This window comes from Sphingomonas sp. NFR04 (assembly GCF_900114095.1).
GTDB lineage: Bacteria > Pseudomonadota > Alphaproteobacteria > Sphingomonadales > Sphingomonadaceae > Sphingomonas.
Window position 1 is genome coordinate 40,718 of record NZ_FORV01000005.1, and the last position, 12,530, is coordinate 53,247.

Here is a 12,530-nt window from a genome sequence, read left to right on the forward strand (position 1 = left end):
CGGATGCTCGGCAAACTCACCTGGAGCGCCATCCCGTTCACCGAACCGCTGCCGCTGATCACCTCGGTGGTGGTGCTGGCGGTGATCGGGAGCGTGCTCGCCTGGATCACCGCCAAGGGCCATTGGGGCTATTTGTGGCGCGAATGGATTACCTCGGTCGATCACAAGCGCATCGGCATTATGTACGTGCTGCTCGGCCTGATCATGCTGCTGCGCGGCTTCTCAGATGCGCTGCTGATGCGCACCCATCTGGCCATGGCCTCGGGCGTCAACCAGGGCTACCTGCCGCCGGAGCATTTCAACCAGATCTTCTCCGCCCACGGCACGATCATGATCTTCTTCGTGGCGATGCCGCTGGTGATGGGGATGATGAACTTCGTGCTGCCGCTCCAGCTAGGCGTGCGCGACGTCGCCTTCCCGACGATGAACTCGATCAGCTTCTGGCTGACCGCGTCGGGCGCGCTGCTGATCAACGTCAGCCTGTTCGTCGGCGAGTTCGCGCGGACCGGCTGGCTCGGCTACCCGCCGCTCAGCGAGCTGCAATATTCGCCCGGGGTGGGCGTCGACTATTATCTATGGTCGGTGCAGATCACCGGCGTCGGCACCGTGCTGTCCGCGGTCAACCTGGTGACGACGATCCTCAAGCTGCGTACGCCGGGCATGGCCTATACGCGCATGCCGGTGTTCTGCTGGACCGCACTCGCCTCGAACCTGGTGATCCTGGCGATCTTCCCGATCCTCACCGCCTGCCTCGCGATGCTGACGCTGGACCGCTATCTCGGCTTCCACTTCTTCACCACCGATGGTGGCGGGAACGCGATGATGTTCGTCAACCTGGTGTGGATGTGGGGGCATCCCGAGGTCTATGCCCTCGTGCTCCCCGCCTTCGGCATCTATTCGGAAGTCGTCTCGACCTTCTCGAGCAAGCCGCTGTTCGGCTATCGCTCGATGGTCACCGCCTCGATGGTGATCTGCGTGCTGTCGTGCATGGTGTGGCTGCACCACTTCTTCACCATGGGCGCGGGCGCCGACGTCAACGCGTTCTTCGGCATTGCGACGATGATCATCGCCGTGCCGACCGGCGTGAAGATCTTCAACTGGCTGTTCACCATGGTCGGCGGCCGCGTCCGGTTCGAAGTGCCGATGCTGTGGACGGTCGGCTTCATGATCACCTTCGTGACCGGCGGCCTCACCGGCGTCCTCCTCGCGGTGCCCCCGGTCGACTTCATCGTCCACAACTCGCAGTTCCTCGTCGCCCATTTCCACCACGTCATCATCAGCGGCGTCGTGTTCGGGCTGTTCGCCGGCTATTCCTACTGGTTCCCCAAGGCGTTCGGCTTCCGCCTGCACGACGGGTGGGGCAAGGCGGCCTTCTGGTGCTGGTTTGTCGGCTTCTATCTCGCCTGGATGCCGATGTACGTGATCGGCCTGCAGGGCGCGACGCGACGCATGCAGCATTACAACGACCCCAGCTGGCAGCCCTATGAGATCGCCTCGGCATGCGGTGCGCTCGTCATCCTGTGCGGCGTGCTCTGCCAGGCGATCCAGCTGTTCGTCTCGATCCGCAACCGCGACCAGTTGCGCGACCGGACCGGCGATCCCTGGGACGGCCGTTCGCTCGAATGGTCGACCAGCTCGCCGCCCCCGGCGTTCAACTTCGCGGTGCTCCCCGACGTGCGCGGCGAGGAGGCTTATTGGGGCATCAAGCAGCGCGCCATCGCCCAGCTGCAGCTGGCCGAGGCACCCGCCTATCATGCGATCGAAATGCCCCGCCCGTCGCCGATCGGTGTCATCACCGCCTTCTTCGCCAGCTTCGCCGGCTTCGCGTTGATCTGGCACATCTGGTGGCTGGTGGTGCTGAGCGTGGCGGCAGGGTTCGTCGCGCTCGCCAGGTTCGGCTGGCGCCGCGAGGACGAGATCGAGATCCCGGCGGCCGAGGTTGCCCGGCTCGACCAGGCCCGGCGCGGCGTCCGCACCAGCGCACTCGCCGAGGTGACGGCGGAGCACCAGGAAGCCGCACACGCCGCCTTGGAGATCACCGATCCCCACCAGCTGGGCCATAGGGGTGCCGAGGCCGGCGTCCGCGACACCGGCCCTGCCGACAAGACCGTCGTCGCCGGCTTCGGCTTCTGGGTCTTCCTGCTGACCGACATCATCATGTTCTCGGCACTGTTCGCCACCTATGCGGTGCTCGCGCACGCCACCGACGGCGGCCCGACCGCGAAGATGCTGTTCAGCCGGACGACGGTGGGGATCGAGACGGTCTGCCTGCTCTTCTCGACCTTCACCTGCGGCCTGGCCTTCCTCGCGGCCAAACGGCGGAACGTCGGGACCACCCAGCTCATGCTCGCCCTCACCGGCTTGCTGGGCGCCGCCTTCCTTGCGATCGAGCTGCGCGAGTTCGCCGGCATGATCGCAGAAGGCGCGGGTCCGTCGCGATCGGCGTTCCTCTCGGCCTTCTTCACGCTGGTCGGCTATCACGGCTTCCATGTCGCCGCCGGGCTGGTCTGGCTGGTGTCGCTGGCCGCGCAGATCGCCACCCGCGGGTTCGAGCCGAAGGTGCAGCGCAAGCTGCTGTGCTTCAGCCTGTTCTGGCACGCCCTCGACATCGTCTGGGTCGCGGTTTTCACCATCGTCTATCTGTTTGGAACCAGCCTATGACCGACCATCACACGCATGCCGGCCACAGCGATGCTGCGCCGGGCGAAGAGCGGGACAGCTTCCTGTCGGGCAGCGCCGGCTACATCATCGGCCTGCTGCTGGCCTTGGCGCTGACCGCGACCTCCTTTTGGGCAGCGCAATCCGGAGCGCTCTGGCGACCCGGCGTGCCGATCGGGCTGTGCGTGCTGGCGGTGGCGCAGATGGGCGTCCACCTGGTGTTCTTCCTCCACATCACCACCGCGCCGGACAGCACCAACAACGTCCTCGCCCTCGCCTTCGGCATCATCATCGTGGTGCTCGTCGTCGTCGGATCGATCTGGATCATGGACAATCTCAACGCCAACATGATGCCGATGGAGCAGATGATGCGCATGCAGTCCTGAGACTGCCGCTGCCACGCACAAGATCAGGGGAGAATGCCGGGCGCAGGAAGCGTCGTCCCGACAGGCGACGCGTCCTGCGCCCGAGCGCGCAACAGTTCGTTACGTTTGCCGCGTTCGTGCGTTGCAGCATCATGGCCAAGAAACCCGCACCGCTCTCCCCCGCCGAACGCTCCACCATCCTCGAAGCCAACCGCACACTGAAGATGGCGCGCTCGGCGCATGCCTATGTCCGCGGGAACACCGCGAAGTTCTACGACTGGCTGGAAAGTTCGCCGGTCTCCGCGCGCGTGCCGCAGGGGCCATCGATCTGGATCTGCGGGGACTGCCATGTCGGCAATCTCGGCCCCCTCTCCAACGGCGACGGTCGGGTCGAGGTGCAGATCCGCGACATGGACCAGGCGGTGATCGGCAATCCCGCGCACGACATCATCCGCCTCGGCCTGTCGCTCGCCACCGCGGCGCGCGGTGCCGATCTTCCCGGTGTCGTCACCGCGCAGATGCTGGAGGAGATGATGGAAGGCTATGTCGCCGCCATCCACGATCCGACCAGCGGCGATCCCGGCGTCGAGCCCGAGGTGGTGCAGAGCGTCAAGCGCCGCGCGCTGGGGCGGCGCTGGCGCCACCTCGCCAAGGAGCGGCTCGACGCGGTGGAGCCGCAGATCCCGCTCGGCAAGCGCTTCTGGCCGATCGAGGACAAGGAACGCGCAGCACTCGAGGCCGCGCTCGCCAAGCCTGCGGTGCTCGGCACCGTGCTCGGCGCCGAAGACGCCGATGCAGCCCGCGAGATCCGGCTCGTCGACGCCGCCTATTGGATGAAGGGGTGCAGTTCGCTTGGCCTGCTCCGCTATGCCGCCATCGTCGCCATTCCCGATGACAAGGGGCGCAAGGACTATGCGCTGATCGACCTCAAGGAAGCGATCGATCCGATCGCCCCCGCCGCGCCGGGTGCCGAACTGCCGAAGGACAATGCCGATCGGGTGGTCGCCGCCGCCCGCGCGCTCTCGCCGCATCTCGGTAGGCGGATGGCGCCGGTGCGGATGCTCGGCCGCTCGCTGTTCGTCCGCGAGCTGGCGCCGCAGGACCTCAAGCTGGAGCTCGACCAGTTCAGCCGCGGCGAGGCGGTGAAGTCCGCCCGCTATCTCGCCTTCGTCGTCGGCAGGGCGCATGCCCGGCAGATGGACACCGATGCGCGCGCGGCGTGGCTGGAGATCCTCGCCGAGGATCGCCGCGGCAATCTCGATACGCCGTCCTGGCTGTGGGAGAGCGTCGTCTCGCTCGCCGGCCGCCATGAGGTCGGCTATCTCGAGCACTGCCGGCGCTATGCCGTCGCTGCGTGATGCTGTCCGGGAGAAAGGCGTCGATCCGGTCGACGCGGCAGCGTGGTCCCCGTGGCGGAGAGGGAGGGATTCGAACCCTCGGAACCCTTACGAGCTCAACAGTTTTCGAGACTGCCCCGATCGACCACTCCGGCACCTCTCCGCTAGGGAGGATACGCGCTTCGGGAAGGCCCGAACTGCGTACCGGTCGCTGTGAGGCGCGGCCACTAGCGCAAAGTTCTGGGGGCCGCAAGCAGGGTCTTTCAAGTTTTTTCGCCGGCGCGGAAACGGCTCGCGCCACCCCGCCCCCTCCCGCATCGGGAACGCCGGGCCGCGCCACCGTTGCCGTTGCGCGTCCGCAACCCTAGATTGGTGCCATGTCAGAAACCAATGGTTCGCTTCTTTCCATCGACTCGGGCACGCCGATGCCGCCGATCGCCAGCGCGCGTTTCGCCATCGGCGACGTGGTGCGCCACCGCCTGCTCGATTTCCGCGGCGTGATCTTCGATGTCGATCCGGTCTTCGCGAACAGCGACGAATGGTATGATTCGATTCCCGTCGACATGCGGCCGGCCAAGGACCAGCCCTTCTACCATCTGCTCGCCGAGAATGCCGATTCGACCTATATCGCCTATGTCAGCCAGCAGAATCTGGTGGCCGACGACAGCGACGAGCCGGTCGACCATCCCGGAATCAGCGGGCTTTTCGACAGCTTCGATGCGGGTCGCTACCGGCTGAAGCCGAATCATCGCCACTAAGGCGCGGTGACTCGGAAAATCGCTGTTTCGTCTTGCGGAACGGTTGACATTCCTGCCCCCCTCGCATAGTTGCGCCCTTCCTCCTGCCGAGGTGCAACCTTGGCGGGCACATGCATTTGAACCAGAGAAGAGACCGATGTTCGCTATCGTGCGCACGGGCGGCAAGCAGTATCGCGTTGCCGCAGGAGACAAGATCGTCGTCGAGAAGCTCGACGGCGAAGCCGGTTCGTCGGTGACGCTGGGCGACGTCCTGCTGGCCGGCGAAGGCGGCGAGCTTAAGGCTACCGACGGCCTGACCGTTTCTGCCGAAATCGTCGCGCAGGCGAAGGGCGAGAAGGTCATCGTCTTCAAGAAGCGTCGTCGTCACAACTATCGCCGCAAGAACGGCCATCGCCAGCAGCACACGATCCTCAAGATCACTGCTATTGGCGCGGCCAAGTAAGCGACTGACGAGACACGAGGAGTATAGACAATGGCACATAAGAAGGCAGGCGGCTCGTCCCGCAACGGTCGCGACTCTGCTGGCCGCCGTCTTGGCGTGAAGAAGTTCGGCGGCGAGACGGTTCTCGCCGGCAACATCCTCGTGCGTCAGCGCGGCACCAAATTCTACCCGGGCGTGAACGTGGGCATGGGCAAGGACCATACCCTTTTCGCGCTCGTCGAAGGCCGCGTGTCGTTCAAGGAAGGCAAGCTTGGTCGCAAGTTCTGCTCCGTAGACATGATTGCCGAGGCAGCCGAATAACATCGGGTGACCGCTCGGGTTGCCCACCAGGGCGACCCGGGTTCGGATGAACCAACCGAAAAAGGGAGACGGGTCGCCCCGGTCTCCCTTTTTTCATGCTCCCTGCAATCGCAGCGCAACACCCGCACGCCATGGAAACGGCGTGGGGAGCTGCAGGACCGAGGAGTGGTGGTCATGTTCGTGCGGACCCAGAGATTGACGTTACGTCCCGGCTGGCTCGAGGACGCCCCTGCCCTGGCCCGGGCGATCGATCACGAGGCCGTCGTGCGCAACCTGTCGCGCGTGCCCTGGCCCTATTCGATCGAAGCGGCGGAAACCTTCCTCCAGCATTGGACCGACACGCGATTCCTGGTGTTCGAGCACCAGGGCGGCAGCGTCGCGCTGATCGGCTGCGTCGGCATCGACGGCGTCGGGGACGCGCAGCATGAGCTCGGTTATTGGTTCACGCCCTCCGCCTGGGGCAAGGGCTATGCAACCGAAGCGGCGCGCGGCGCGCTCGCCGCGGCACGGGCCGCCGGCATCCGCCGGGTGACGTCGCGCCACGCCGTCGACAACCCCGCCTCGGGGCGCGTCCTGCGCAAGCTGGGCTTTCAGCCGACCGGCACGGTCGCGCCGGTCTGGTCCAAGGGGCGCGGCTGCGAGATGGCGTGCATCGGCTTCGAGCTCGACCTCGACGCCGAAGACTGCCGACCGGGCCCCCAACCCCGCCTCGCGGCGTGATCCGCCCTCCATCCTCCCCCGCCAGGGGGAGGTGTCAGGCGCCGCCTGTCGGAGGGGGAGGAAGCCCTGCCGCCAATTGGCTGCGCACCTCCCCCTCCGTCGCCTCCGGCGCCACCTCCCCCTGGCGGGGGAGGATCAGGTGCAGCGCTTCCCCCCGCGCCCAAGCTCGACTAAGCCGGCAACATATGGACACAAGGCCAACAGCTTGACCACCAACGCGGTGCGCCGGCGCCTCTCCCCCGAAGAATCGCGCGATGCCGCGCTCGAGGCCGCCCGCGCGCTGCTGATCGAGGACGGGCCGCAGGCGGTGACGCTCAAGGCGGTCTCCGCGCGGATCGGGCGGACGCATGCCAACCTCCTCCACCACTTCGGTTCGGCCGCGGGGCTGCAAAAGGCGCTGGCAGCGAGCATGGCCGAGGCGGTGACCGCCAAGATCGGCGAAGCGGTGCTGCGTGCGCGGACCACCGACCATGACCTGCGCGAAGTGGTGAACCTCACCTTCGACGCGTTCGATCGCGAAGGCGCCGGCGCGCTGGCCAGCTGGATGCTGCTAACCGGCAACCAGGATGCGCTCGATCCGATCCTGGAGGCGATCCACCGGCTGGTCGACCGGATCAGCGAAGGCGAGGACGCCCGCGCACCCCTGCGGGAGGAGACGCTGCAACTCACCCTGATGGCGCTGGGCGACGCGCTGCTCGGCGCCCCCATGGCCCGCGCGCTGGGCCTGCCCCGCGACAAGGCGCGCGAGCTGGCGGCGACGATGCTGCGCGCGCGGATCGAGGCAACAGAGTAACCGCGGCACTCGCGCAAGGCAGCGCAAGGCGATCGACGATGTCCGCGCCAGCCGCGCGCCTACTCCGCCGCCTGCCCCATCCGCTGGGCCTCGCCCGCCACCGCCTCGCGCACCGCGCGCGACAGTGCCGCGACGGTGAACGGCTTGCGCAGCACCGGGCGATCGCGGAGCTGCTCGGCGCTTGCCTCGCCGGTGAAGCCGGTGACGAACAGCACCGCCACCCCCGTCAACGTCGCCTCGACGCTGGCGATCATCTCCGGTCCGGTCTGGCCCGGCATCAGCACGTCGGTCATCACGAGATGGAGCGAGGCCATCGACTTGATCGCGGCGGGGGCATGCAGCGGATCGGCGCAGCCGACCGCGCGGTGGCCGAGTTCGCGCAATGCCGCCAGCGTCGCGGCCAGCACGCGCGGGTCGTCCTCCACGACGAGGATGTCGTAGCTGTCGCCCGCCTTCTCCTCGGTCGGCTCAATCGCGACCGGCAGTGTGGCAGCCCCGGTGAGCGCGCCCTTGTAGCGCGGCAGGTACAGGGTGACCGTGGTGCCCGCATCGGGCGCGGTCTCGATCGCGATGCCGCCGCCCGACTGTCGGACGAAGCCGAAGATCTGGCTGAGCCCGAGGCCCGTGCCCTTGCCCACCGGCTTGGTGGTGAAGAAGGGCTCGAACACGCGCTCCAGCACGTCGGGCGTCATGCCACAGCCATCGTCACGCACCGCGACCGAGACATAATCGCCGGCCGCGCAATGCCCCACTTCGTTCGCCGCCAGCCGCGATTCGCCGGTGGTGATCACCAGCGTGCCGCGTCCGTTCATCGCATCGCGCGCGTTGACCGCGAGATTCAGCACCGCATTTTCGAGCTGGTGACGATCGACCCAGATCCGCCAGCCCATGCCGCGGTCCTGCGCCTCGACCCGGATCGCGTCGCCCAGCGTGCGATCGAGCAGGTCACGCATGCCGCGAATCAGCGCGCCGGCATCGACCGGCTCGGGCGCCAGCGATTCGGAGCGCGAGAAGGCGAGCAGCTGGCGGGTCAGTGCGGCGGCGCGGTGGGCGCCCTCCATTGCGTTGTCGAGATGGCGCGCGGCCTCGCGGGGATCGCTTTCGATCTGGCGGCGCGCCAGTTCCACCCCGCCCAGCACCACCGCCAGCATGTTGTTGAAATCATGCGCGATGCCGCCGGTGAGCTGGCCCACCGCGTCCATCTTCTGCGCCTGGCGGAGCTTGGCCTCCGCAACCTCGCGCTCGCGCGCTTCCTCGCGCAGCTGGGCGGTGGCGGCAGCGACGGCTTCGCGCAATTGCCCGGTCCGCTCGCGCTCCCAGGCGGCATCGGCATCGGCGAGCGCGCGGTCGCCCTGCGCCTCGATCGCCAGCCAGCCGAACACCACCGCGCCCAGCGCGATCACCAGGCCGAAGCCGCTGAGCACGCGCGAGGCATAGCTGCTGTTCTCGATCAGCTGCGCCGCCGCGCGGGTGCGGTCGCGCAGCAGCCGCCGTTCCTGCTCGACGATGTCGTCGAGGATCGCTTCCACCTGCTTGCGCGCCGGGCTCTCGCGGACCTGGTAATAGGCGCCGTACGCGTCGTTGTTGCGCTTGAAGGTGGTGTAGAGCGCGGTCGCGTCCAGCTCCTTGCCGCGTTCGTTGAACGCCTGCTTGAGTTGGCGGACCTGGGCAAACAGTGTCGGGTTGTCGCCGGTCAGCTGGCGCAGCCGCTGGAGCTGTTCGCCGGCCTTGCCCCATTGATCGCTATACTGCTGGCCGAGATTGCGGTCCGCGCTCACCACATAGCGCCCCAGCGCCGCCTCCGCCGAGGCAATCCCGCCAGCGAGCTGGTTGGCGCGCAGGATCACTTCGAAGCTGTGCTGCTGGAGCGCGATCGCACGATCACGTTCCAGATCGGTGCGCTGCTGGATCAGGATGAGCGCGCCGAGCACGAGCACCCCGGCCACCGCCAGGGCACCCAGCAGGACCAGGCGCCAGTTCTTCGCGTGAACCGAACGCTCCAGAGACGGGATCGCTTCGCTCATCCGGACCCGACTCTAGGCGCTTGGGACGAAAGTGAAAAGGCCGGTTAGGCGATGACCCCCACGGCCTGGCCGGCCGCACGGAACATGCCCAGCACCCGCTCGATCTGTTCCGGCCGATGCTCGGCGCAGAGCGAACAGCGCAGCAGGAAGGTGCCGGCCGGAGTCGCGGGCGGACGCGCCATGTTGACGTAGAGGCCGTTCTCGAGGAGCGCCTGCCACATCATCACCGCCTGTTCCTGGTCCTCCAGGATCACCGCCACGATCGCGCTTTCGGGCTTTTCGGTGCCGAGCTTGAAGCCCATTTCGGTGAGGCCGCCATGCAACGCACGGGCATTTTCCCACAGCCGGGCGCGCTTCTCGTGCGCGGTCATCAGCTTGCGGATCGAGGTCGCCGCGGTCGCCACGACGCTGGGCGGCAGCGAGGCGGTGAAGATGTACGGGCGGCAGGCCAGCCGGATCGCCTCGAACTTCGGGTGGCTCGAGATGCAGAAGCCGCCGACGGTGCCGACCGACTTGGAGAAGGTGCCGACGACGAAATCGACATCCGCTTCCAGCCCCTGATCCTCGTACACGCCGCGGCCGTTGGGGCCGAAAAAGCCCATCGAATGTGCCTCGTCTACCAGCACCATCGCGCCGTGCTTCTTGGCGACGGCGACCATCTCCTTGAGCGGCGCGATGTCGCCGAGCATCGAATAGACGCCCTCCAGCACCACGAGCTTGCCCGCTTCGGCCGGCAGGCGGCCGAGGCGCTTGTCGAGGTCGGTCACGTCATTGTGGCGGAAGCGGACGATCTCGGCATTGCCCTGCTTGCAGCCGTCATAGATCGAGGCGTGGCTGTCGGCGTCGAGGATGATGTACTCGCCCTTGCCGGCGAGCGTCGAGAGCATGCCCAGATTGGCCATATAGCCGGTGGAGAACACGATCGCGCCCGACACGCCGTAGAAGTCCCGCAGCGCCTGCTCGACTTCCATATGATCGCGGAAGGTGCCGTTGAGCATGCGGCTGCCATTGGTGCCCGAGCCGAACTGGTCGAGCGCGTCCTTGCCGGCCTGGATCACGTCCGGATCGAACGTCATGCCCATATAGTTGTAGGTGCCGAGCAGGATCGTGTCCTTGCCCTTGATCACCGCCTCGGTCGGCGACTTGACCTGCTCCATCACGATCGCGAACGGATCGATCACGCCGCTGTCGAGCAGCGCCTGGCGCTCGGCGATCAGGCCGTCGAACTTGCTCATCAGGTCGGTCATGACGGTCAGCCCTTGAGCTTCTGCACGGCGTCGACCAGCTGGCCGACATTCTCGATCTCGGCCTGCATGTTCATGGTGATGACGATGTCGAACTCGTCCTCGATCGCGGCGACGAAATCCATCACCGTCAGGCTGTCCCATTCGAGATCGCCCGCGAAGGTGGTGGTTTCGGAAAGCGCGACGCCCTTCTTGTTGAAGGGCTCGATCTGCGCGGCGACGATGTCGAAGATTTCTGCACGGTCAGTCATGCGGCCGGTCCTTAGATTGATCGGCCGCAGGTGCCAAGCGAATGCGGCGAAACCGGGCCCGTGGCGGGGCAGTACCCCAAAGGTCAGGCCGCCGCCGCCGCATCCGCGCTGCCTGCAGTGAGCACGCCGTGCACCCACAGGTCCATCTGGTCGGCGATCTTCTGGAGCAGGCCGGGGTGGAAATGGGTCACGTCCGCCATCTCGTCATAGCTGTCGAGCAGGTCCGGTACTTCGAGGACGAAGATGCGGCCGGGATTCTCGCGTGCCACCTGCCGCCAGATCGCGTTGAACAGCCGGCACCGCTCGGGCGAGTGGTTGAGGCCCAGGCGATATTTCTCGATCGGCGCGTCCTCGGGCGGCAGCACCACTAGCATGCGCAGATCGTTCTCGATCAGGTGGACGCACAGCCGCAGCACGCACTTCTGGTAGACCCCGCGTTCCAGCAGGTGCCACTTGCCCGGCCAGCGATTGTCCAGATAGTCGACGGTGGCGCCGTAGACGAGGAAGGGCGGGAAGTGCTGCGCCTTGTAGCTGTCGTCGTCCATCATCCGCAGCGCGAAGAGGCGCGGGTTGTTGTCGAAGTCGATCGCCGGGCGATACTGGCTGTAATGCGCGATGCCGCCGGACTGGCAGTCGAACATGATGCGGATCCCCGCCTCGCCCGCCGGCTGGCCGCTGAGTTCGGCGCGGATGGCGGCGCGTACCTCGGGCTCGTCGAAGCCGTGATCCTCGATCCAGTCGGGAGTCACGCGGCTGAACCGGCCGTCGAGCGCGCTGAAATCGGCATGCGGCCAGTTCACCCGGATCTTGCCCAGCGCATATTCCTCCAGCCCCATGTGCATCGCGCGGCACGAGAAGGTGAAATGTACCAGCTTCTGGTCGATCCGGTCGTACATCACGAAGCCGACCAGCCCGTAGCGGCCATATTTGTCCCAGGCGAAGATCGACCAGCTGTCGTGGCGGGTGACATTGATGATGTCCGCCTCGAGCTGGGCAGGATCGACGCGCGACTGGGTGTAGTTGAGCTGGTTGGCGCGGTTGATCAGTTCGGCGATGCGCGGCACGAACTCGAGGTTGTCCATGATGAACGGCGCGCAGGCGCAGAGGCCCGAGGCGCGCAGGAAGGCCTCGTTGGACTGGCCCGCCACCGCGCTGCGATCGCGCTTTTTGGCCTCCAAGATGCGGTACTCGGCGACGCGGCTGCGGGTACCGGTCTGGAGTGCGAGCAGGCCGGCGAGTTGGTCGTCGGCATCGGGCGCGGTAGCGTCCAGCGCCTGGATCTCTGGCATCGCATGGCGCACTTCGGCGAGATTGTGCGGGTTGTCGTCGATGAAGAGGACGTTGACCGCGCGCAGCTGCATGTCGGCGATGATGCCGCGGATCGCCTCGGCCTTGGGGGTGAAGGCAATGTGGGGAAAGACAAACTCGTCCCACAGCCCGAACGCCTCCAGCCGGGCCTTGGCCGCGTCGAAGTCGTTCTTCGAGCAGATCGAGGAGACCACGCCGCGCGCGTTGAAGGCGCGGACCATCTCGGCGCGCGGCTCGAACAGCGCCACCGCATCGCCGTCAGCCAGCGTGCCGCGCCAAAGCGTGTCGTCGAGGTCCCAGAGGATGAGCTTGATCGGGGCGTTCCACATG

12 protein-coding genes, 1 tRNA gene and 1 pseudogene are annotated in these 12,530 nt (G+C 66.8%); 9 read left to right on the forward strand and 5 right to left on the reverse strand.

Features of this window, described 5'->3' with window-relative positions:
• Window positions 1–3 precede the first annotated feature (3 nt).
• The 4 genes and pseudogenes from cyoB to BM009_RS14975 form a co-directional block, all read left to right on the forward strand.
• Window positions 4–1,959: pseudogene (gene cyoB / locus BM009_RS14965) on the forward strand (cytochrome o ubiquinol oxidase subunit I); the annotation flags it as partial.
• A 33-nt stretch (window positions 1,960–1,992) separates the two neighbouring features.
• The gene (cyoC, locus tag BM009_RS23015) at window positions 1,993–2,661 is read left to right on the forward strand and encodes a cytochrome o ubiquinol oxidase subunit III (RefSeq protein WP_302847368.1); all 669 of its coding nucleotides are present in this window, start codon (window positions 1,993–1,995) and stop codon (window positions 2,659–2,661) included.
• Complete coding sequence (gene cyoD / locus BM009_RS14970) at window positions 2,658–3,044, forward strand: cytochrome o ubiquinol oxidase subunit IV (RefSeq protein ID WP_093297457.1); 387 nt, start codon at window positions 2,658–2,660, stop codon at window positions 3,042–3,044. The genes cyoC and cyoD overlap by 4 nt, the downstream gene beginning before the upstream one ends.
• 131 nt (window positions 3,045–3,175) lie before the next feature.
• Window positions 3,176–4,381: a DUF2252 family protein gene (locus tag BM009_RS14975; protein WP_093297459.1), complete on the forward strand. Its 1,206-nt coding sequence runs from the start codon at window positions 3,176–3,178 to the stop codon at window positions 4,379–4,381.
• Window positions 4,382–4,433: 52 nt separating this feature from the next.
• Here BM009_RS14975 and BM009_RS14980 read toward each other — a convergent pair.
• Window positions 4,434–4,523: transfer RNA gene (locus BM009_RS14980), tRNA-Ser, on the reverse strand.
• 214 nt (window positions 4,524–4,737) lie between these two features.
• Here BM009_RS14980 and hspQ point away from each other — a divergent pair.
• The 5 genes from hspQ to BM009_RS15005 all read left to right on the forward strand — a co-directional run bounded on the left by hspQ (window position 4,738) and on the right by BM009_RS15005 (window position 7,373).
• Entirely contained in the window at window positions 4,738–5,118 is a 381-nt protein-coding gene (gene hspQ / locus BM009_RS14985) for a heat shock protein HspQ (protein WP_093297460.1), read from the forward strand.
• A 136-nt stretch (window positions 5,119–5,254) separates the two neighbouring features.
• Entirely contained in the window at window positions 5,255–5,560 is a 306-nt protein-coding gene (rplU, locus tag BM009_RS14990; RefSeq protein ID WP_064313799.1) for a 50S ribosomal protein L21, read from the forward strand.
• Between the two features lie 30 nt (window positions 5,561–5,590).
• The gene (gene rpmA / locus BM009_RS14995) at window positions 5,591–5,860 is read left to right on the forward strand and encodes a 50S ribosomal protein L27 (protein WP_064313800.1); all 270 of its coding nucleotides are present in this window, start codon (window positions 5,591–5,593) and stop codon (window positions 5,858–5,860) included.
• 174 nt (window positions 5,861–6,034) lie between these two features.
• Window positions 6,035–6,580, forward strand: a complete 546-nt coding sequence (locus BM009_RS15000) for a GNAT family N-acetyltransferase (protein WP_093297810.1) — start codon at window positions 6,035–6,037, stop codon at window positions 6,578–6,580.
• Window positions 6,581–6,785: 205 nt separating this feature from the next.
• On the forward strand, window positions 6,786–7,373 hold the full coding sequence (locus BM009_RS15005) for a TetR/AcrR family transcriptional regulator (RefSeq protein ID WP_254772305.1): 588 nt from the start codon (window positions 6,786–6,788) through the stop codon (window positions 7,371–7,373).
• Window positions 7,374–7,432: 59 nt separating this feature from the next.
• Here BM009_RS15005 and BM009_RS15010 read toward each other — a convergent pair whose 3' ends face one another.
• The 4 genes from BM009_RS15010 to BM009_RS15025 form a co-directional block, all read right to left on the reverse strand.
• Complete coding sequence (locus BM009_RS15010) at window positions 7,433–9,397, reverse strand: ATP-binding protein (RefSeq protein WP_093297462.1); 1,965 nt, start codon at window positions 9,395–9,397, stop codon at window positions 7,433–7,435.
• 44 nt (window positions 9,398–9,441) lie between these two features.
• Entirely contained in the window at window positions 9,442–10,644 is a 1,203-nt protein-coding gene (locus tag BM009_RS15015) for a serine palmitoyltransferase (RefSeq protein ID WP_175488050.1), read from the reverse strand.
• Window positions 10,645–10,649: 5 nt separating this feature from the next.
• Window positions 10,650–10,892, reverse strand: coding sequence for an acyl carrier protein (locus tag BM009_RS15020; RefSeq protein ID WP_066720263.1), 243 nt, complete (start codon window positions 10,890–10,892; stop codon window positions 10,650–10,652).
• Window positions 10,893–10,975: 83 nt separating this feature from the next.
• Window positions 10,976–12,529 carry a hypothetical protein gene (locus BM009_RS15025; RefSeq protein WP_093297463.1) on the reverse strand — a complete coding sequence of 518 codons (1,554 nt, stop codon included), beginning with the start codon at window positions 12,527–12,529 and terminating at the stop codon, window positions 10,976–10,978.
• Window position 12,530: the final 1 nt, after the last annotated feature.